Raw genomic sequence first — 19,099 nt, 5'->3', positions numbered from 1 at the left:
GGCGCGACCGCGTCAGCCCTGGGTGCGGAACACCAGCGACGAGTGGCCGATCCGCACCACGTCGCCGTCGGCGAGCTGCCAGGTCTGCACCGGGGTCCCGTTGACCGTCGTCCCGTTGGTCGACCCTAGGTCGGCCAGGGTCGCGCTCTGCCCGTCCCAGGTGATCTCCAGGTGGCGGCGCGACACCCCGGTGTCGGGCAGCCGGAAGTCCGCGTCCTGGCCGCGGCCGACGACGTTGCCGCCCTGCTTCAGCGAGTAGTTGCGGTTCGAGCCGTCGTCGAGCTGCAGGCTCGCCGAGAGCTGGCGCGGACCGGTCTGCACCGCAGGCGGCGCGTACCCGCCCTGCTGGCCGTAAGGGTCCTGTCCGTACCCACCCTGCTGCTGGCCGTAACCCTGGTCGTAGCCGCCCTGCTGCCCGTAACCGGGCTGCTGCTGGCCGTAACCCTGGTCATACCCACCCTGCTGGCCGTAACCCTGGTCATACCCACCCTGCTGCTGGCCGTAACCCGGCTGCTGCTGGCCGTAACCCTGGTCGTAACCGGCCTGCTGCTGCCCGTAACCTGGCTGCTGCTGGCCGTAGCCCTGGTCATAGCCACCCTGCTGCTGCTGGCCATAACCCTGGTCGTAGCCGCCGCCCTGCTGGGGCTGCTGCTGGCCGTAGCCGTGACCGTAGTTGGGATCGTTGCCGTACTGGCCCTGGCCGTACCCGTATTGCTGCTGTCCGTACGGGTCGCCATCAGGCGCCTGGCCGTAGCCGGGGGGCTGGCTCATGGATCGGTCTCCTGCGTTGCGGGGTTGTGCCGGCCGTCTGCCTGCCTGGTGGCCTGCACCGCCGCCGGAAGGACTGGCCTTCACGTCGGGGTCGACGGTCGAGCGGGTTCGGAACTGTCCGGTGTGCAGCGCGTCGGAGCGCTCCAAGGAGACTACGACGTCTCCGTAGGTATCCCATCCGTGCTCGGTGAGATGCTCGGCCACGCAGTCCGCCAACAGCGCCCTCATGCGGTCCTCGTCACCAGCGAAGTTCTGGTGGTCGGCCGGACCCAACTGCACCACGTAGTGGTTGGGAGCCAACAACCGACCACCCGCCAACTCGCGGATGTTGTCCTCGCTCTCGCGCTGCAGTGCCTGCGCGACCTCCTGCGGCACCACGTTGCCACCGAACACGCGCGCGAAAGTGCTGCCCACGACGTCCTCCAGCTTGCGGTTCAACCGCTGGCCGATGCCCATGGGACCTCCTTTCCGCCCGTGCTCCTGGACCGATCGTATCCGGGCGCGCCATGCAGGACACGGGTATGTGCGAACCGGGTTTTCGAGCGTGCTAGTGTTCTCCACGTCCCGCAGGGGGCAGCACCACTCGGGCGAGTGGCGGAATGGCAGACGCGCACGGTTCAGGTCCGTGTGTCCGAAAGGACGTGAGGGTTCAACTCCCTCCTCGCCCACGACCGACGGCCGATCTGTGTCCACGGAGAGCGTGGACTGGGTCGGTCGTCATTGTATCTGGGGGTCGAACCCCCAGACCCCCACGGTGCGGGGGGCGCGTAGTGCGAGGGACGAGCACGTAGCGGGGTGGGGACCCTGGCGGACGTGGCTTGGGCTTGCTTGGCCTTCGGCCGTTGCATCGGGACTAGGGGGGCCGGCTCGGGCTTCGCCTTTCGCGGGGGTGGGGTTGGGGGTCCACGGAATACGTCTGTTCTTTGGGTGGGGTGAACTAATTGTTTCCTCAACGAGGGAGTGGGGTTGGGAAGATCAAATTGTGGGGGGAACTCGGGGTGGGGGGTGTTCGTTGGGGGACTGTGGGTAGTTGAGGCGGGTGGGGGGTTGGGTGGGGGTCACCCGGACGGCCGCATAGTTGGGGTGAAGTCGGGATGTCGGTCGTCGACCGGTTACCGACCGTCTGGCGCCGCCGGTCGCAGGAGAGCGGTTCTGGGGTCTTAAACGTCCATGCCGAACTGGTACTCAATTGAAGTACCGATTCGAACACCTCGTCAGCCCGGTAGCGGGCAGGCGGCGGGGTGGCAGCGAAGGGCGGAAGTTCGTGACCGGCATTCCTGGGCGCACTGCGGTAACCGAGAGCCTGAAGGCACTGCCCGCGCAGCTGACGCCGCCGGTGGAGCTGCCCGCCGGGGTGCACGAGCTCGCCGTCGCCGCCGCCGCGGCGCTCGGCTGGGACGGGACGGTGCTGCCGGAGATGACGCTGCACGGCCGCCGCGTGTGCCTGGTCGTCGACCTCAAGGCCGATGTGCACGCCGAGCGGATCTGCCTGGGGCAGGAGCCGGTGACCGACCGCGCGAGCGTGTCCACTTGGGCGTGGCCCGAGCTCAACGGCCGGGTCCCCGAGCCCGCCGTGCGCATCGTCGGCGCCATCGCGGTGGCCCGCCACTGGCGCACCGGCCTGGCGAACGCGGTCCCCTTCCTGCGCTACGGCGACACCGCGATGGTCCTGCCCACCTCCGCCGTACTCACCCACGACTACCTCGCCAACTGCCTGCCCCGCTCCCGCGCCTACGGCGTCGCGATCGTCAGCGCCGAGCCGGACGCCAAGGTCGAGCTCGACCTCCCCGGCCGCCAGGACCGCGCGTACCCCGAGGTCGACGCCCTCTACCGCTGGGTCAGCGAACTCGCCTACGACCAGATCCTCGACGGCGCGGCGGCCACCAGCTGATCGCTATAGGGTCGGTCGCATGCGGCTGGTGATCGCGGGCGGACACGGCAAGATCGCGTTGGTGCTGACCGGGCTCGCCGCCGATCGCGGCGACACGGTCATCGGGGTCGTGCGCAACCCCGACCACGTCGACGACATCCGCGCCCGCGGTGGCGACGGTGTCGTGCTCGACCTGGAAACCGCGACGGCGGAACAGGTGGCGGCCGTGCTCGCCGGTGCGGACGCGGTGGTGTTCGCCGCGGGCGCCGGTCCCGGCAGTGGGATCCCGCGCAAGGACAGCGTCGACCGCGGTGCCGCCGCGCTGACGGCGGAGGCCGCGCAGATCGCACAAGTGCGGCGATACGTGCAGATCAGCGCCATGGGCCTGGACCGCGGCTCGGCCGACGAGGTGTTCTCCGCCTACCTGGCCGCGAAGGACGCCGCCGAGCGGGACCTGCGGGCCCGCGATCTCGACTGGACGATCGTCCGACCGGGCAGGCTCAGCGACGACGCGCCCACCGGCCGCGTGTCGCTCGGCGCCTCAGTCGCACCGGGTGTGGTGAGCCGCGCGGATGTCGCCGCCGTGCTGGTGGCGGTGTTGGACGAGCCGCGCACCGCGGGGTTGACCCTGGAACTCGTCGGCGGTGACGTCCCTGTCGTCGAGTCCGTCGCGGCCGCCGTCAGGTGATCGGGCCCAGAACCTTGTCGGTGTAAGGGTTTCGGAAGATCCCGTCCGGGTCCACTTCGGAGCGGATGCGGGCGAAGTCGTCGAACCTCGGGTATAGGGCGCGGAGCTTCTCGGCGTCGAGGGTGTGCATCTTGCCCCAGTGCGGCCGCCCGCCGACGGAGGCGGCGATGGACTCGAAGAGGGCGAAGTAGTCGCGGTACGGCATGCCCCGGTACTGGTGGATGGCGATGTACGCCGAGTCGCGGTCGTGGGCGGTGGAGAGCCAGATGTCGTCGCGGGCGGCGACGCGGACCTCGACCGGGAACATGATCGGGTCGGCGAGTTGGGGGACGCGGGCGCGGAGTTCGGCGAGCACCTCCGCAAGTGCCTCGCGGGGGATCGCGTACTCCGATTCGACGAACCGGACTCGTCTGCTCGTCACGAAAACCTTGTGCGACACATCGCTGTAAGAGCGCGGAGATAGCACTGACGCCGAGAGCTTGCTCAGTGGTCTAACCAATTGTGGTACGAACCGGCCGATCTTGCACAAAGCGCCGAAGGCACCGTTCTCCAGCACTTCGTACTCGAAGAACTGGCGCACCGGGCCGAGCGGTCGGGGAAGAGCGCCGGCCGGTAGGCGGTTGTTGCGCTTGGTGAGTGCTTTCCGCCCGTACGGGAACCAGTAGAACTCGAAGTGGTCGTTGTCCGCGCAGTTCTGGTCCAGCTGCTCCAGCACCTGCTCCAGCGGCTCCGGCTGCTCGGCGGCGGCCAGCACGAACGCCGGTTCGGTGCGCAGCGTGACCGTGCTGATCACACCGAGTGCGCCGAGGCTGATCCTGGCCGCGGCGAACAGGTCCGGCCGCTCGGTCGCCGAGCAGCGGACCACCGACCCGTTCGCCAGCACCAGTTCCAGGGCGCTGACCTGGGTCGCGATCCCGCCGAGCCGGGCGCCGGTGCCGTGCGTGCCGGTGGAGATCGCGCCCGAGACGGTCTGCGCGTCGATGTCGCCGAGGTTGGCCATGGCCCGGCCGCGCCGGTCGAGTTCGGTGTTCAGCTCGGCGAGCGTCGTGCCCGACCGGACGGTCACGTCGGCACCGTCGGCGGAGACGACCCCGGTCCAGGTCGAGAGGTCCAGCGCGGCGCCGTGCGCGGCGGCCGCCGGGGTGAACGAGTGGCCGCTGCCCCGCGCCCGCACGGTCAGGCCGCGGTCGGCCGCCGAGGTGATCGCCGCGCTGATCGCGGTCACGTCGGCGGGGGAGTGCAGCTCCACCGCCGTCGCCGTCTCCGTGCCCGCCCAGTTTCGCCAGGCCAGCGGGGTGTCCTGTGCCATCGCACCTCCCAGTGCCGCACGCTAAGTGAATGCACTTCACATTTCAAGACCGGATGCCGTACGGTTGTCCGGTGCGCCTCTCCCGCGACTCACTCGACTCCGCCACCGAGCACCTCGACCTCCCGCTCGCGGTGGTCGACCTGGCCGCGTTCGACGCCAACGCCGCCGACCTGGTCCGCCGCGCGGGTGGTCGCCCGATCAGAGTGGCCAGCAAGTCGGTGCGCTGCCGCGCGCTGCTGGAACGGGTCCTGCACCGCCCCGGGTTCGCCGGGGTGATGAGCTACGCGCTGCCGGAGGCGCTGTGGCTGACCCGGGTGTGGGCGGGCACCGACCTCGCGGACACCGACATCCTGGTCGCCTACCCGACCGCGGACCACTCGGCGCTGCGCGCGCTCGCCGCCGACGACTCCGCCCGCCGCCTGGTCTCGCTGACCGTCGACTCGGTCGAGCACCTCGACCTCATCGACGCCGCGCTCGGCGCCGACCACCCGGAGATCCGGCTGTGCCTGGAACTCGACGTGTCGTGGCGACCGGTCCGCGGCAGTGACAAGGTCCACATCGGTGCCCGCCGCTCGCCGGTGTTCACCCCCCAGCAGGCCGCCGACCTGGCCGCGGCGATCGAGGCGCGGCCGGGGTTCCGGCTGGTCGGGCTCATGGGCTACGAGGGCCAGATCGCCGGGATGGGTGACGCGCCCTCGGGCAAGCCGCTGCTCGGCAGGGTGTTGCGCTGGGTGCAGCGGGGGTCCGCGCGGGAGTTGACCACCCGGCGGGCGGCGGCCGTCGCCGCGGTGAACGCGGTGCGGCAGTTGGAGTTCGTCAACGGCGGCGGCACGGGGAGCATCGAGCTCACCCGGCAGGACGCGTCGGTCACGGAGATCGCCGCCGGGTCCGGGTTGATCGGTCCCGGCCTGTTCGACCACTACAGCCGGTTCACCCCGAGTCCCGCGGTGCTGTTCGCGGTCCCGGTCGTGCGCCGCCCCGCTCCCGGTATCGCGACCCTGCTCGGCGGCGGCTACCTGGCCTCCGGCCCGGCCAACCGGGACCGGCTCCCGGTGCCGCACCTGCCGGAAGGACTACGCCTGTTGACGATGGAGGGGGCCGGGGAGGTGCAGACCCCGGTCTCCGGCGCCGGGGCCGACCGGCTGCGCATAGGGGATCGGGTCTGGTTCCGCCACGCCAAGGCGGGTGAACTCGCCGAACGGTTCGCCGAGTACCACCTCGTCGACGGGGAGCGCGTGGTCCGGACGCTCCCCACCTACCGCGGCGAGGGTCACAGCTTCGGCTGACCGTCCTGCCCGGCCGCCTTGATCTGACCCGAGAGGTAGCTGCGCACCACCATCTTCGCCTCGGCGATCACCGCCGCCTCGGGGAACAGCTTGCGCCGGAACGCCAGGTTCAGGATCCCGTCGGCGATCTCGTTGGCCACCGCGACCGGCAGCCGGATGTCCTCGAACGGGATGGCGAACCGGTCGGCCAGGAAGGAGGCCAGGTTCTCCGCGATCACCGTGTTGTTGTCCCGCTCGCCGTCGATCAGCCGCAGGTCGACCACGTCACCGAAGCGGATCCGGCTGAACCCCGGCACCTCGCGGTACATCCGCACGTAGCTGTCGAAGATCAGGTCGGCGCCGTCCCACCAGTGCTCGAGGTGCGCCTCGTCGAGCCTGCGGCCGATCTCGGTCATGAAGTGGTCCAGGTTGCGCTGGGTCAGCGCCTGCACGACCGCCCGCTTGTCCGGGAAGAACTGGTAGAGCGACCCGACCGCCACACCCGCGCGTTCGGCGATCAGCGTGGTGGTCACCCCGTCGTAGCCGAGTTCGTCGACCAGCTCCGCACAGGCCTCCAGCATCCGTTGCACCCGCTTGGCACTGCGCTGCTGCACGGGCTGGCGGCGGAGTGGGGTAGGGCTTGCCACAGCGTCTCCTCCTGGATCGCAGACGTTCATCTTGCCCGTCCAACGACTGAGGGAGACGCGCGAAATGGCCTCGGGGCCACTTCTGAGAGCGAGTTTCGGCACTACCGACGGGTAATATCCGAGTGGAGCCGCGGACCGGTGCCGGTCGGGGACGCAGGAAAGCACATCAGCACCGGTCCGCGGAGTGCGTGGGGTGGTCGGACCACCCGGTGGATCGACGGTCTGGGCTCCGCGGCGTCCGGGGGAACGGCGGAACCCAGACCGCCTGCCTAGCGCGCGCTCGCGGTGAGGCGGCGCGACTTGCGCGTGCCGCCCTCTGCCTTGCGGCGCGTGGTGTGCTGGGGTGCCAGACCCCCGGCGACGAGGTGTTCGTAGGCGGCGCGCCACACCGAGCAGGGCGCCTTCTGCTGGCGCCACCGGCTCGAACAGGTGGGGCAGTTGCCCTTGGCGTCCGGCTCGTGCGCGGTCAGCATCGACCGCCAGCCCTCGGTCAGCCGCGGCAGCTCGGAGCGGGCGACGGACAGCAGCGACGGGGCGTCGGCCCGCTTCGCCAGTTCGGTGAGCATGTCCAGCCGCTCCCAGACGGCGCTGCGCAGGACCTGGCCGAGTATCTCGTCCACCTCAACGTCACCGTTACCTTTCCGCCTGCTCGGCGGCTTCGCGGAGGGCGTCGCGCAGTTGGCCGAGTTGGCCACTGGAGAGCACCGCCGTCTCACCGGGTGGCCCGACCAGGACCACCTTGTTCTTCTCCACCAGCACGGTCAGGCACCGGTCGCGGTTGATCACGTCACCGCACGCGATCCGCCACACCCTGCGCTCACCGACGAAGCCGTGCAGGTCGCCGCGGAAGTCCCGGCGCCCGTCGGGGGGACCGTCGAGGTGGTGTTCCGCCCGCCTCGGCTGCGGTGCCACCAGCGGGCTCGGAGCCGACCTGAGCAGTTCCACGTTCCCGGTTTCCCTCCGTGCTCGTACGCTTACAACGAACTACATTGATGCGTGCGGAACGGGTTTGGAGCGTCACAGCGCCGATCGGTGCTCGTTTCACGGTGAGCGGTCGGGAGAGTTCGGTCGGGCCGATCAGGTTCGGCGAACGGCCCTTCTCGCCGCCTGTGAAGTGCGCTTACTCTGCGGTTGACGCCCGGCGGAGCCTGAGAGGGGCGGAATGAACTCCATCGGATCATCGGGTTCTCCCATTTCTTCCGACACCTGGGAGGAGCCCGAGATGCGGGCCGCGCTCGCCGCGCGGGAGGTCAGTTCCGTCTACCGGTTGCTCCGCCGCACTGGTGTGTCGCAGCGCCAGATCGCGGCGATGACCGGCCAGTCGCAGTCCGAGGTGTCGGAGATCCTCAAGGGTCGTCAGGTGATGGCCTACGACGTGCTCGCCAGGATCGCCGACGGACTGGGTGTCCCTAGGGGATACATGGGCCTCGCCTACGACGAGGTCACCGCGGTCCGGGTGGCGGTGACACGTGAGGCCGCGCAGCCTGAGGAGAGCGAAGAGGTGAAGCGTCGGGAGTTCCTGGCACACGCGGCCGCCGTCACGGTGGGCGCGAACGTGCTGGGCAACAACTCCGGGTCGTGGGTCGCCAACCCCGTCCAGACCCCAGCGCCCGGTCGGATCGGCATGACCGACGTGCGCCAGGTGGAGGCGGCGACCAGAGCGCTGCGGTCGCTGGACTACCAGTACGGCGGCGGCTTCTGCCGCGACGCCGTGGTCGCGCAGTTGTCCTGGGGTCAGCAGATGCTCGGTGCCTCCGGCCCGGAGCACGTCAAACAACGCCTGCACGTCGCACTGGCCGACCTGCACAACCTGGCAGGCTGGACGTCGTTCGACATCGGCCTGACCGACTCGGCCCGCAACCACTTCGGCAAGGCGCTCGAACTCGCGAAAGCGGGCAAGAGCGAGCCGCTGGTGGCCAACATCCTGTACCGGATGGGCCGGGTGTACCTGCACAAGGAGTCCCCGGACGACGCGCTGAAGATGTTCCAGCTCGGCCAGATCGCCGCGCAGGAGTCGGGTTCGGAGCTCGCGGTGGCGGTGATCTGCGCGAACCAGGCGTGGGCGTACGCGCTGATGGGGCACAAGGACCAGACCATGAAGCTGATCGGCAGGACCCGCGACGAGTTCGCCCGCGCCGACCACGGCAAGGCCGAGGACTGGGTCCGCTTCTTCAACGAGACCGACGTCTACGCCATGATCGGCACGGTGCACACGGTGCTGGCGCAGACCACCGACCCGACGCACACCAAGTTCGCCATCCCGGCGCTGACCAAGGCGATCGACTCCTACGGCGACGACTATGCCCGCAGCAGGGCGTTCAACCTCAGCGCGCTGGCCACCAACCACATGCTCGAGGGCGACATCGACCACGGCGCCAAGGTCGGTCGCGCCGCGGTGGACCTCGCCGAGTCGCTGAAGTCGACCAGGGTGAAGGACCGGCTCAAGCCGCTGCTCAACGAGGCGAGCAAGCGGCGCAACAACGCCGACGCGCGTGACCTGGCCGAGCAGATAATCAACCTCAGCGTGGCCTGACCGGCGTGCAGGCAGGTCATCAGGGCAGTGGGGACCGATGGCCACCGATGGGTTGTTCACCAGGGAGAACCTGGCCGCCGCGCTGGCAGCCGTGTGCTCGCGGATCGGGGTCGACCCGACGGGCGCGCGGCTGCTGCGCTTCACCAACAACGCGGTGTACTGGCTGGCCGACGCGCCGGTGGTGGTCCGCATCGTCGGCTCCGTGGCGCTGCGGCACCGGGTGCACAAGGTGGTCCGGATCGCCGAGTGGTTCGCCGAGAACGACGTCCCCGCGGTCCGGTTGACCCCGGGGATCGAGCAGCCGGTGTGCGTCGGCGACTACGCCGCGACCGTGTGGGACGCCGTGCCCGAGCACGACGTCCGACCCCGGGCCACCGACCTCGCGCGGCTGCTGCGGGTCGTGCACGCGCTGCCGGAACTGCCGGACCTGCCGGAGTGGGACCCGCTCGACGACGTGCGCAGGCGGTTGGGCGAGGCGGAGGGCCTCGACGACGGCGACCTGGTGTTCCTGCGGGCCAGGGTCGACGAGGCCGACGACCGGCTGCGGGCGCTGAGCTTCCCGCTGCCCAGGGGCCCGGTGCACGGCGACGCCCACCTCGGCAACCTCATCCCCACCCCGGCCGGTCCGGTCCTGTGCGATTTCGACTCCAGCTGCCTCGGGCCGCCCGAGTGGGACCTGACGCCGCTGGCGGTGGGGGTCAGCCGGTTCGGGGAGCCCGCGGCCAGGTACCGGGAACTGGCCGAGGGGTACGGCTTCGATGTCACTCTGTGGAGTGGATTTTCGGTACTTCGCGAAGTACGCGAGCTCAAGCTCATCACCAGCGTTTTGCCGATCATGAACAGCAGTCCGGAGGTGCGTCCTGAGCTGCTGAGACGCCTGCGCGACTTCCGCACGGGCGACAGATCGGCGCGGTGGGCGCGTTACCGCTGAGCGGCCCTTACGACCGGATGGCGGTATCCCGGCGGGTAACGCATTGCGCATTGTGAACGACGACAGGGTCAGCGGGCCGGATGAAGTGCACGGATACCGCACCTGGTCACTGTCCGTGTCGGCCCCACGCGAGGTGCTCATGTTCCGGTACCGGCGACGCGCCCTGGCCTCCGCCCGCGCTCTCGAGCAGGCGGTGGACAGCCAGCTGGCGTGCGTGACCCGCCTCCCCGACGAGGCCCGCCGCCGCTCGGCCGACCACCTCGCCGAGCTGATCACCCTCGCCCAGGCCTACCGCGCCTACGCCCGCGGCTGGATCTCCTACCGCGAACTGGAGAACCGCGGCCGGATCGCCACCGCCCGCCTCTCCCACCTGCGCTCCCCGCACCCCGCGGCCGCGCACCTCACCGAACGGGACTGACCACTCGGCGTTCCCCCGTTCGGCCCACCCCGAACCGCTCATTCGGTTGCCACCCCACCTCACCCCGGCGCCGAACGGCCCAAACCCGCGACGAACGCCCACCCAACCTGTGGATAACCCACCCCAATCCATCCACAACTGTGGACAACTCGGTGTGGATTACTCGGGGGTACTGGGGATACCCGAACAGATCCCCAGGTCAGCCCCCAACGGCCGCACTAGCCTCCGCGGGTCGTCGAAGCCCAACCGACAACAGACCCACGACCGCGCCTCGTGCTTGCGCGTCAACCCCACACCGCGCGCCTGCCCCACACTCGGCCTCTGACGACGCCAGGCCTCTCACCTGCATCGCGCGCGTAGTCCCCGCCAGCCCACTGACCTAAGCTGCGCGCCGACCCCGTGCCGCGCATCAACCCCACTCCGTGCGCCTACCCCACTCCGCGCGCCCGGCCCACGCCAAGCGCCCCGCCCACCTCAAGCCTCTAACCCACACCGAACCGCTTACCCCACGCCGCTCCGCTTACCCTGCCCCCACCGCTTCGCGCGCGCACGCCAGTCCGGCCCCAGCCCCCACCCTCTCCGGGGGGCGTCCCAGGTCCCAGCCTACCGGCACCCCCCGACAGACGATCGTGAAACAGGGCGCCGAAGATCCAGATGTGGATAACTTCTGTCGCTGGACCGGATGACATCGCTCGAGCGGGATGTGGGCGTTGTGCTGGGGATGTGCCAGCGAGGGGGCAACACGGTCGGGGTACGGGCGGGCTCGCCGGGGGAAGTCGTTCAGGAGAGGCTTCGGCGAAACGCGGCGGAGGCCAAGGCGGGAGCAGGAGGCGAAGAAGCCGCCCACCCGGCACAGGGGGTGGACGGCTTCTCGAGAAAAGGGCTCTTGGCAGAACGAGACTCAGTGGCCGCGCGCGATCCACTCGTCCAGGTGCGGAGCCTCCGCCCCGATCGTCGTCGTGTTGCCGTGGCCTGTGTGGACCTTGGTGTTCGCGGGCAACACCAGCAGGCGTTCGGTGATCGACTTGATGATCGTCGGGAAGTCGCTGAACGAGCGGCCGGTCGCGCCGGGGCCGCCCTCGAAGAGCGTGTCGCCGGTGAAGAGGGCGTTCAGTTGGGGGGCGTGGATGCTGACGCAGCCGGGGGCGTGGCCCGGGGTGTGCAGTACCTCCAGGAAGACGCCGCCGACCTCGAAGTGTTGGCCGTCGTGGAGGGGGTGGAAGTCGGTGGTGGGGTGGATCGCGCGCCACAGGAAGTCGTCGGCCGGGTGCAGGTAGACCGGTCCGGCGGCGGCGAGGTCCGCGGCGGCGTTGATGTGGTCGTCGTGGCCGTGGGTGCAGATGATGGCGACCACGCGGCGGCCGTCGGCGGCGGCGAGGATGGCGTCCGGGTCGTGCGCGGCGTCGATGATCACCACCTCGGTGTCGTCGCCGACCAGCCACACGTTGTTGTCCACGTCCCAGGTGCCGCCGTCGAGGCTGAACGTCCCGGACGTCACCACGTGGTCGACGCGCGCCGACATCAGAGCACCACCACCGAGCGCAGCACGTCGCCGTGGTGCATGCGCGTGAACGCTTCCTCGACCTGGTCCAGCCCGATCTTCTCGCTGACGAACGCGTCGAGGTCGAGCCGTCCCTGCTTGTAGAGGTCGACCAGGTACGGGAAGTCGCGCGAGGGCAGGCAGTCGCCGTACCAACTGGACTTGAGCGCGCCGCCGCGGGAGAAGAAGTCGATCAGCGGCATCTCGATGCGCATGTCCGGGGTCGGCACCCCGACCAGCACGACCGTGCCCGCCAGGTCGCGCGCGTAGAAGGCCTGCTTCCAGGTCTCCGGCCGCCCGACCGCGTCGATCACCACGTCCGCGCCGAACCCGCCGGTCAGCGCGCGCACCTGCTCCACCGGGTCGCCCGAGCCCGCGTTGACGGTGTGCGTGGCGCCGATCCCCTTGGCCCACTCCAGTTTCCGGTCGTCCAGGTCGACGCCGATGATCGTCGTGGCCCCCGCGAGCTTGGCGCCCGCGATGGCCGCGTCACCCACGCCGCCGCACCCGATCACCGCGACGGTGTCGCCGCGGCCGACCCCGCCGGTGTTCACCGCGGCGCCGATGCCCGCCATCACGCCGCAGCCGAGCAGTCCCACCGCCGCGGGCGACACCGACGGGTCGACCTTCGTGCACTGTCCACTGTGGACCAGCGTCTTCTCCGCGAACGCACCGATCCCCAGCGCGGGCGACAGCGCGGTGCCGTCCTCCAGCGTCATCGGCTGCGCGGCGTTGTGCGTGCTGAAGCAGTACCAGGGCTTGCCCTTCAGGCACGCCCGGCAGGTCCCGCACACCGCGCGCCAGTTGAGGATCACGAAGTCCCCCGGCGCCACGTCGGTCACGCCCTCGCCGACCGACTCCACGATCCCGGCGGCCTCGTGGCCGAGCAGGAACGGGAACTCGTCGTTGATGCCGCCCTCGCGGTAGTGCAGATCGGTGTGGCAGACCCCGCAGGTCTGCACCTGGACGACAGCCTCACCGGGCCCGGGATCGGGCACCACGATCGTCTCGACGCTGACCGGCTGACCCTTGCCTCGGGCGACAACACCCCGGACCTGCTGCGGCATGCACTGCTCCCTCGTCCACTCGCTTATGCGCACCACCGTATGCGAGCCGACTGCCGGGTGCGAGTGCTCAGATGTCGCCCACGTACGGGATCTCGCGCACCGCGGGGGAGGTCATCCACGCGCGCAGGGTCGCGGTCGCGCGCACGTCGTCCTCGTTGTACTCCAGCAGCCGCCTGCGCTGCGGCAGGTCGGGCTCGCCGCCGTCGAGGCCGACCGCGTCGCGGTACCAGCGCATCGAGTTCTCGCCGCCCGCCTCCGGGTCGCGCCACGTGAACCCGGCGACCGGGGCGATCGTCTTGAGACCTTTGCCGTGCGAGCACAGGAAGTACTGCCGAACGCTGCCGAACAGGTCGAACCACTGGTCGGACTCGATGAACGACAGCACCTCGCGCTTGCGCGGCACGCCGGGGAAACTGGCGAAGCGCTTGGTCGACGACAGCAGCCAGCGGTTCTCGGCGAGCTCGTTGTAGCAGTACGCCCGGAAGCTCAGCCCGCGCTCGGCCGCGGCCGAGCGGACCCCGCTCAGCCACGCCCAGAACTCGGCGAACGAGCGGGCCTCGTCGTCGGTCGGCAGCGGCTCCCAGCTCACGAACGCCCGGTACCCCCGCGGTTCCCCGATGTCGGCGCCGGAGAGCAGCACGCCCCACATGTACGCGCCCGCGTCGCCGAAGCTCTCCATGTCCACGTCGACCTCGACGTCGGCGCGGGGCACCTCGATGTCCTGGCTGCGCCGCACGACCGTCAGGTCGGCCAGCCACGCGCGCGCCAACCCGACCGCGTCCTCGACCGGCATCCCGACCAGCGGCACGTCGTTGTCGTGCGGGTCAACCCTGGCCAGGGCGTCGACCGAGGTCACCCCGCCCGCGCGCAGCATGACGGCGTCCTCGCCGCGCACGACCAGGCTCACGTCGCGGGTCGCGAGCAGGTCGGCCTCGCACACCGGCCACCACGGGCAGCTGCGGCACTCGACGATGCGCGAGGGCTCGGCGAGCGCGGGTTCACCGGTGGCCGCGGCGGTGGCGACGGCGATGCGGTCGGCGAAGCGGGTGTCGTACTCGGCGAGCGCGGTCCGCCCACCCGGCCAGGTCGGTGCCTGCAGGTCGTGCCAGATCACGGCGTCGCCGTCGAGGCCGATGACCCCGGCGTAGGCGTTGCGGTCGTCGGCGAACCCCGCGGCCTGCAGCTGGCGGCGGGTGTGCGCGAGTCGGAGCTGGTCACGCGGCTGCGGGCGGACCTTGCGGCTCTTGTCCGGCGTCCCCCCGACGTCGGCAAGGCCCTCCAGCGGCGACGTCCGCGCGCCGGACCCCGGGTCGGTGACCTTGTGCCGGACGACCAGCACCGGCACGTACCCGGTCGCGGTGCGGACCAGCATGTCCATGCTCCCGCGCCGACCCGCCACCAGGTCGCGGGGCAGCATCGGGCCCCAGATGAAGTCGCGGCCCTCGGTGAGCGCGGCCAGCGTCGCCGCCTCGCGCTCGGCCGAGCGCACGTCCGGCCCGGTGGGGATCTCGTGCCAGCGCTCGCCGAACCGGGCGGCCAGCTGGTCGGCGACCGCGCGGCGGTGCGCGGTCGCGTCGGCTTTGCGCAGCTCGGAGGTGGGGTCGGGGGCGCCGCGCGGCGCGTCGCGCATCGCCGGGTCGTGCTCGAGGTGCACACGACGCCTGCAGCGGCTCACCACGCCGGCGTCGAGGAGCACCGTAGTAGTCACACTGCGCAGCTTAGTTGCGCGAGCGGACGATCCAGGTACCGCCCGATCAGCAGGTCGGCGTGCCCGCGCCGAGCACGGCAAGTAGGTTCAGGGCATGGCGCGCAAGAAGGCGGTCGAGCTGCCCCGGTTCACGCCCGGCAAGGCGAAGAACGCGATCGCGATGGCGAAGGTGATCGCGCCCGCCGTCCTGCCGGTGGTCACCCCGTACCTGGTGCGGTCGGCCGCGGTGGTCCGCGACAGCTGGGACCGGCGCAAGGCCCGCAAGCTGGGGGTCTCGGTGGACGACCTCGGCCACTACTCGGGTCGCGGCGGCGCGCTGCACGCCAGGATCGCCGGTGCGGCCAACGCGGTCGCCGAGCTGCGGACCAAGTCCGACGCGAGCGCGCAGGACCGGGCGTTCGCCGAGGACGCCGAGCACCGGTTGCGCCAGCTCGCGGCCGCGGTGCGGGCGTCGGAGCGGATGCCGACCGCGCGCAGGCGGGCCGCGCACCGGGCCGTGAACACCGAGCTGGACCGCCTCGAGGGCCAGGTGCTGACCGCGCTGGGCGTCTGACGGCCGGACTGTGGTCGAGACCTCTGGACCCCACGCTTACGCTGTTGGTTTGTGCGCCCCAGTCGAGTGAGTTCGCCCCGCGTGGTGCGTGGCGTGCTCCTGGCCGGGTCGAGCACGGCGCTGGCGATCTCCGCGCACGGCATGGCCGGTGGCGGGGTCCCCGACACGGCGGTCACCTTGGCGTTGACCGCGCTGGTCGCCTGGGCGGGTACGGCTTTGGCCGACCGCCGCGGTGGTCTCCTCGCGACGCTTGCACTGCTCGGCGTCAGTCAGCTCTGCCTGCACGTGTTTCTCACCGACATCGCGGTCTCGCATGACGGACATGTGCACACCCCGGTCGTGCCCAGCGGTCTGATGCTGGCCACCCACATCGCGGCCACGCTGGTCAACGGCGTGCTGCTTACCGTGGCAGGTAGCGCGCTCGCCGCCGTTGCCGCCACGCTCTCGGGCATCGTGCGGGCCCTGGTGGTCAGCCTCGCGCCGAGCACCCCTCTTCCGAGCATCCCGGTCGCCACCTCGGTCGACCACCTGCTCGCGGTCGTCTTACGCGTCGTCTGCGGACGGCGCGGCCCCCCGGTCCTCTCCTGAAAGTCCCCGCACCCCCTCACGAGTCGCGCTGACTCGACCTCACTTCAGGAGATATATCGCTATGTCGACTTACCGTTTCGCCGCGCGCGCGGGTGTCGTGCTCGCCGTCGCCGGTTCCGCTGTCCTGCTCGCCCCCGGGCTGGCCTCGGCGCACGTGACCGCCAAGATCATCGGCGAGCCCGCCGTCCAGGGCGGCTACACCAAGATCACCTTCCGGGTGCCCAACGAGGACGCCACGGCGGGCACCGTGAAGCTGGAGGTGCGCTTCCCGCAGGAGGTCCCGATCACCTCGCTGCGCACCAAGCCGCAGCCGGGCTGGTCCGCGGTGATCACCAAGGCCAAGCTGGACAAGCCGATCACCTCGCACGGCACCGAGATCACCGAGGCGGTCAGCACCGTCACCTGGACCGCCGCCGCGGGCACCCGCATCGGCCCCGGCGAGTTCGCCGAGTTCGAGCTCTCCGGCGGCGCGCTGCCCGAGACCGACCAGCTGGTCATCCCCGCGATCCAGACCTACGACAGCGGCAAGGTCGTCTCCTGGGACGCCCCGCCGCCCGCCGCCGGTGCCGAGGAGCCCGAGCACCCGGCGCCGGTCATCAAGCTGACCAAGAAGACCGAGGGCGGCGACGACCACGCCGCGGCCGCGCCCGCGTCCACTTCGGACACCAAGGCCGGTCACACCGAGGCGGCCCCGGCCACGGGCTCGGACAACACGGCCCGCTGGCTCGGCGGTGCCGGTCTCGTCGTCGGCGCGCTCGGCCTCGGTCTCGGCGCCGGTGCGACCCTGCGCGCGCGCAAGGCGGTCGCCGCCGCGAAGGCGGGGAAGTAGCCGATGCGCGCACTGGGCCGTGGCCTCGCGGCGCTCGCGGTGGCCCTGGTCGCCACGGTCAGCCTCGCCGGACCCGCGTTGGCGCACAACCAACTCGTGTCCAGCACCCCCGCGGACAAGGCGTCGGTCGGCACCGGCCCGAGCTCGGTCGAGTTGACCTTCGACCAGCCGGTGCAGGCGGGCGAGGACCTCAACACGATCGTCGTGGTCGGCCCGGACGGCAAGGGCCAGTGGCAGAGCGGCAAGGCGGTGGTCCGCAGCAACGTCGTGTCCGTCGCGGTGCGACCGCTCGGCCCCGCCGGTGACTACCGCGTCGGCTACCGCATCCTCTCCGCCGACGGCCACTCGGTCTCCGGCGAGATCAAGTTCACCCTGACCGCGGCGGGCACCGGCACCCCGGCCCCCGCCGACGAGGTCGCTGCCGGTTCGGCCCCGGCCTCGGCCGAGTCCGACGACAGCGGCGTCCCGGTGTGGGTGTGGATCGCGGGCGCGGTCGTCCTGCTCGGCGCCGGCGTGTTCTTCGCATTGCGCGTCGGCGGCGGCCAGACGTGACCGCCACCCGGACCACCACCTACCCGGGACTCGCCGCGGTCCTCGTGGTCTCCTCGATCGTCGGCGTCCTCGTCGGCCTCGCGGTGACCGCGGCGGACCCGGTCCCCGGGTTGCCGGAACCGGCGGTGGTGGTCCGGGTGGGTCTCCCGCTCGTGCGGGTGCTGCTGGACATGGCCGCGGTGGTGACGGTCGGGCTCTGCCTGCTGCCGCTGCTGATCGGCTTCGACCGGCCGAAACTGGCCGAGCCGGTGCTCGCGGGCGCGCGGCGGGTCGCGATGCTCAGCGCGCTGGTGTGGGCGGTGGCCGCGCTGGTCGCGCTGGTTTTGCAGACCGCGGAACTCCGCCCGGGCACCAACGTGTCAGCCGCGGCGGTGTGGGACTACGTGGGCACTGTCGGCGCAGGTAAGGCACTGCTGTTCGTCGCCGCGTTCGCCCTACTCAGCTTCGGCTTGTCCCTGTGGTCGGTACGCGTAGGGGAGTCGGTGCCAGCCGAACTACGCGCGGCGGTGTCGCTGTTCGCGCTGTTGCCCTTACCGGTCACCGGTCACGCCACCAACTGGCGTTGGCACGACCTGACGATGATCTCGATGGAACTCCACGTCATGTCAGCAGCAGCCTGGACCGGTGGCCTAGGCGCGGTGGTCGTCCTACTCGCCGCGAACCGCACCCTCCTGGCCCACGCCCTACCCCGCTTCTCCAAACTCGCCACGATCTGCCTGATCACCGTCACAGCCACCGGCCTGTTCAACGGCGCGGTCGAACTCGTGGTGAACCCGAACCTCCCCCTCTTCGAGGCCCTCACCACCACCCGCTACGGCGCTCTAGTCCTACTCAAGACAGCCTGCCTGATAGCCCTAGCCACCCTCGGCGCCAAAATCCGCTGGCGCCTCATGCCCGCCATCGCCGCCCACCGCCCCACAGCACTGGTCACCTGGGCAGCCCTCGAACTAGCCATCATGGGCCTGGCCTTCGGCTTCGCCGTCATCCTGACCCGCGCCCCCGTCTCCTGACCCGCGCGCCCGTTTCCTGAGGGCTAGCGGGGGGCCATCCGGAGGGCGCCGTCGAGGCGGATTACCTCGCCGTTGAGGTAGTCGTGGGTGATGATCGAGAGGGCGAGGGCGGAGTAGTCGTCGGCGGTGCCGAGGCGCTTGGGGAAGGGGACGCCGTCGGCCAGGGCGGCGCGGAAGTCCTCGCTGACGGTGGCGAGCATCGGGGTGTCGATGATGCCGGGGGCGATGGTGACGACGCGGATGCCGGAGCTGGCGAGGTCGCGGGCGGCGGGCAGGGTCAGCCCGACGACGCCGCCCTTGGAGGCGGAGTAGGCGGCTTGGCCGATCTGGCCGTCGTAGGCCGCGATGGACGCCGTGTTGATCACGATGCCGCGCTGGCCGTGTGCGTCAACCGGCTCGGTCTTGGCGATCTCGGCGGTGGCGAGGGTGACGACGTTGAACGTGCCGATCAGGTTGACCTCGACGACCTTGCGGAACAGGTCCAGGTCGTGCGGCCCGCGCTTGGACAGGATGCGCGCCGACGGCCCGATGCCCGCGCAGTTCACCACGACCCGCAGCGGCGCCGACCCACCGGCGGCCTGCTCGACGGCGGCGCTGACCTGCGCCGGGACTGTCACGTCCGCCTCGAGGTAGGTCACCCCGTCGACTGCGGGGGCGGCGGCGATGGAGGACGGCAGGTCGAGCGCGTACACCGTGGCACCCGCCGCGGCGAGGGCGTGGGCGGTGGCGCCGCCGAGGCCGGACGCGCCTCCGGTGACGATGGCCGCGGACCCGTCGATCTGCATTGTGCGTTCCTCTCGCCCGTGCGGTGTGCTCCGCG

The 19,099-nt window shown here is 71.0% G+C and carries 20 protein-coding genes and 1 tRNA gene; 12 read left to right on the top strand and 9 right to left on the bottom strand.

Annotated features, from left to right (window positions below; translation table 11 throughout):
* Positions 1 to 12 precede the first annotated feature (12 nt).
* Entirely contained in the window at positions 13 to 1,227 is a 1,215-nt protein-coding gene (locus tag BMY07_RS32770; protein ID WP_092787116.1) for an FHA domain-containing protein, read from the bottom strand.
* Positions 1,228 to 1,356: 129 nt separating this feature from the next.
* On the opposite strand from BMY07_RS32770, the gene BMY07_RS32765 reads away from it, so the two are divergent.
* The 3 genes from BMY07_RS32765 to BMY07_RS32755 all read left to right on the top strand — a co-directional run bounded on the left by BMY07_RS32765 (position 1,357) and on the right by BMY07_RS32755 (position 3,329).
* A tRNA-Leu gene (locus BMY07_RS32765) sits at positions 1,357 to 1,439 on the top strand.
* Between the two features lie 596 nt (positions 1,440 to 2,035).
* Positions 2,036 to 2,662, top strand: a complete 627-nt coding sequence (locus tag BMY07_RS32760; RefSeq protein WP_092787162.1) for a hypothetical protein — start codon at positions 2,036 to 2,038, stop codon at positions 2,660 to 2,662.
* Between the two features lie 19 nt (positions 2,663 to 2,681).
* Entirely contained in the window at positions 2,682 to 3,329 is a 648-nt protein-coding gene (locus BMY07_RS32755) for an NAD(P)H-binding protein (RefSeq protein WP_092787114.1), read from the top strand.
* On the opposite strand, the gene BMY07_RS32750 is transcribed toward BMY07_RS32755, so the two are convergent.
* Entirely contained in the window at positions 3,322 to 4,638 is a 1,317-nt protein-coding gene (locus BMY07_RS32750) for a D-arabinono-1,4-lactone oxidase (protein WP_092787112.1), read from the bottom strand. The two genes, BMY07_RS32755 and BMY07_RS32750, sit on opposite strands and share 8 nt — an antisense overlap.
* Before the next feature lie 53 nt (positions 4,639 to 4,691).
* Here BMY07_RS32750 and BMY07_RS32745 point away from each other — a divergent pair, with 53 nt between their 5' ends.
* Positions 4,692 to 5,924, top strand: a complete 1,233-nt coding sequence (locus tag BMY07_RS32745; protein WP_092787110.1) for an amino acid deaminase/aldolase — start codon at positions 4,692 to 4,694, stop codon at positions 5,922 to 5,924.
* On the opposite strand, the gene BMY07_RS32740 is transcribed toward BMY07_RS32745, so the two are convergent.
* From BMY07_RS32740 to BMY07_RS32730, 3 genes are all read right to left on the bottom strand, one after another.
* Entirely contained in the window at positions 5,909 to 6,550 is a 642-nt protein-coding gene (locus BMY07_RS32740; RefSeq protein ID WP_245782793.1) for a TetR/AcrR family transcriptional regulator, read from the bottom strand. The genes BMY07_RS32745 and BMY07_RS32740 overlap by 16 nt on opposite strands.
* A gap of 269 nt (positions 6,551 to 6,819) precedes the next feature.
* Positions 6,820 to 7,170, bottom strand: coding sequence for a hypothetical protein (locus BMY07_RS32735; protein ID WP_092787106.1), 351 nt, complete (start codon positions 7,168 to 7,170; stop codon positions 6,820 to 6,822).
* A gap of 13 nt (positions 7,171 to 7,183) precedes the next feature.
* Positions 7,184 to 7,495, bottom strand: a complete 312-nt coding sequence (locus BMY07_RS32730) for a hypothetical protein (protein ID WP_245782792.1) — start codon at positions 7,493 to 7,495, stop codon at positions 7,184 to 7,186.
* 217 nt (positions 7,496 to 7,712) lie between these two features.
* Here BMY07_RS32730 and BMY07_RS32725 point away from each other — a divergent pair, with 217 nt between their 5' ends.
* The 3 genes from BMY07_RS32725 to BMY07_RS32715 are packed head-to-tail and all read left to right on the top strand — an operon-like array spanning position 7,713 to position 10,432.
* Complete coding sequence (locus BMY07_RS32725; RefSeq protein ID WP_092787104.1) at positions 7,713 to 9,083, top strand: NsdA family TPR-like regulatory protein; 1,371 nt, start codon at positions 7,713 to 7,715, stop codon at positions 9,081 to 9,083.
* Positions 9,084 to 9,120: 37 nt separating this feature from the next.
* Entirely contained in the window at positions 9,121 to 10,014 is an 894-nt protein-coding gene (locus tag BMY07_RS32720; RefSeq protein ID WP_092787102.1) for a phosphotransferase family protein, read from the top strand.
* Positions 10,015 to 10,066: 52 nt separating this feature from the next.
* On the top strand, positions 10,067 to 10,432 hold the full coding sequence (locus BMY07_RS32715; protein ID WP_245782790.1) for a hypothetical protein: 366 nt from the start codon (positions 10,067 to 10,069) through the stop codon (positions 10,430 to 10,432).
* Positions 10,433 to 11,333: 901 nt separating this feature from the next.
* Here the strand turns inward: BMY07_RS32715 and BMY07_RS32710 are convergent.
* The 3 genes from BMY07_RS32710 to BMY07_RS32700 all read right to left on the bottom strand — a co-directional run bounded on the left by BMY07_RS32710 (position 11,334) and on the right by BMY07_RS32700 (position 14,747).
* Positions 11,334 to 11,954 (bottom strand): MBL fold metallo-hydrolase, encoded by a 621-nt coding sequence (locus tag BMY07_RS32710; RefSeq protein WP_092787100.1) that lies wholly within the window; start codon positions 11,952 to 11,954, stop codon positions 11,334 to 11,336.
* Positions 11,954 to 13,039 carry an S-(hydroxymethyl)mycothiol dehydrogenase gene (locus BMY07_RS32705; RefSeq protein WP_092787098.1) on the bottom strand — a complete coding sequence of 362 codons (1,086 nt, stop codon included), beginning with the start codon at positions 13,037 to 13,039 and terminating at the stop codon, positions 11,954 to 11,956. The genes BMY07_RS32710 and BMY07_RS32705 overlap by 1 nt, the downstream gene beginning before the upstream one ends.
* A 67-nt stretch (positions 13,040 to 13,106) precedes the next feature.
* The gene (locus BMY07_RS32700; protein WP_177215937.1) at positions 13,107 to 14,747 is read right to left on the bottom strand and encodes a TM0106 family RecB-like putative nuclease; all 1,641 of its coding nucleotides are present in this window, start codon (positions 14,745 to 14,747) and stop codon (positions 13,107 to 13,109) included.
* A gap of 94 nt (positions 14,748 to 14,841) precedes the next feature.
* Here BMY07_RS32700 and BMY07_RS32695 point away from each other — a divergent pair, with 94 nt between their 5' ends.
* The 5 genes from BMY07_RS32695 (at position 14,842) to BMY07_RS32675 (ending at position 18,279) form a co-directional block, all read left to right on the top strand.
* The gene (locus BMY07_RS32695; protein ID WP_092787094.1) at positions 14,842 to 15,300 is read left to right on the top strand and encodes a DUF6474 family protein; all 459 of its coding nucleotides are present in this window, start codon (positions 14,842 to 14,844) and stop codon (positions 15,298 to 15,300) included.
* A gap of 51 nt (positions 15,301 to 15,351) precedes the next feature.
* Entirely contained in the window at positions 15,352 to 15,888 is a 537-nt protein-coding gene (locus BMY07_RS32690; RefSeq protein ID WP_143073761.1) for a hypothetical protein, read from the top strand.
* 61 nt (positions 15,889 to 15,949) lie between these two features.
* Entirely contained in the window at positions 15,950 to 16,717 is a 768-nt protein-coding gene (locus tag BMY07_RS32685; protein WP_092787090.1) for a YcnI family copper-binding membrane protein, read from the top strand.
* A gap of 3 nt (positions 16,718 to 16,720) precedes the next feature.
* Positions 16,721 to 17,269, top strand: coding sequence for a copper resistance CopC family protein (locus BMY07_RS32680; protein ID WP_092787088.1), 549 nt, complete (start codon positions 16,721 to 16,723; stop codon positions 17,267 to 17,269).
* Entirely contained in the window at positions 17,266 to 18,279 is a 1,014-nt protein-coding gene (locus tag BMY07_RS32675; RefSeq protein WP_092787085.1) for a copper resistance D family protein, read from the top strand. The genes BMY07_RS32680 and BMY07_RS32675 overlap by 4 nt, the downstream gene beginning before the upstream one ends.
* Before the next feature lie 23 nt (positions 18,280 to 18,302).
* On the opposite strand, the gene BMY07_RS32670 is transcribed toward BMY07_RS32675, so the two are convergent.
* Positions 18,303 to 19,064 carry an SDR family NAD(P)-dependent oxidoreductase gene (locus BMY07_RS32670; RefSeq protein ID WP_092787083.1) on the bottom strand — a complete coding sequence of 254 codons (762 nt, stop codon included), beginning with the start codon at positions 19,062 to 19,064 and terminating at the stop codon, positions 18,303 to 18,305.
* Positions 19,065 to 19,099 lie beyond the last annotated feature (35 nt).

This window comes from Actinokineospora terrae, from assembly GCF_900111175.1.
In the GTDB taxonomy this organism is placed as follows: Bacteria; Actinomycetota; Actinomycetes; order Mycobacteriales; family Pseudonocardiaceae; genus Actinokineospora; species Actinokineospora terrae.
Note: the sequence above shows the minus strand (reverse complement) of the source record. Positions and strands in the feature narration are given on the sequence as shown.

Bases quoted from the DNA above. Each gene is read 5' to 3' on its own strand.
- BMY07_RS32770 (WP_092787116.1), bottom strand. From the start codon at position 1,227: ATGGGCATCGGCCAGCGGTTGAACCGCAAGCTGGAGGACGTCGTGGGC.
- BMY07_RS32755 (WP_092787114.1), top strand. From the start codon at position 2,682: ATGCGGCTGGTGATCGCGGGCGGACACGGCAAGATCGCGTTGGTGCTG.
- BMY07_RS32750 (WP_092787112.1), bottom strand. From the start codon at position 4,638: ATGGCACAGGACACCCCGCTGGCCTGGCGAAACTGGGCGGGCACGGAG.
- BMY07_RS32745 (WP_092787110.1), top strand. From the start codon at position 4,692: ATGCCGTACGGTTGTCCGGTGCGCCTCTCCCGCGACTCACTCGACTCC.
- BMY07_RS32725 (WP_092787104.1), top strand. From the start codon at position 7,713: ATGAACTCCATCGGATCATCGGGTTCTCCCATTTCTTCCGACACCTGG.
- BMY07_RS32720 (WP_092787102.1), top strand. From the start codon at position 9,121: ATGGCCACCGATGGGTTGTTCACCAGGGAGAACCTGGCCGCCGCGCTG.
- BMY07_RS32710 (WP_092787100.1), bottom strand. From the start codon at position 11,954: ATGTCGGCGCGCGTCGACCACGTGGTGACGTCCGGGACGTTCAGCCTC.
- BMY07_RS32705 (WP_092787098.1), bottom strand. From the start codon at position 13,039: ATGCCGCAGCAGGTCCGGGGTGTTGTCGCCCGAGGCAAGGGTCAGCCG.
- BMY07_RS32695 (WP_092787094.1), top strand. From the start codon at position 14,842: ATGGCGCGCAAGAAGGCGGTCGAGCTGCCCCGGTTCACGCCCGGCAAG.
- BMY07_RS32685 (WP_092787090.1), top strand. From the start codon at position 15,950: ATGTCGACTTACCGTTTCGCCGCGCGCGCGGGTGTCGTGCTCGCCGTC.
- BMY07_RS32680 (WP_092787088.1), top strand. From the start codon at position 16,721: ATGCGCGCACTGGGCCGTGGCCTCGCGGCGCTCGCGGTGGCCCTGGTC.
- BMY07_RS32670 (WP_092787083.1), bottom strand. From the start codon at position 19,064: ATGCAGATCGACGGGTCCGCGGCCATCGTCACCGGAGGCGCGTCCGGC.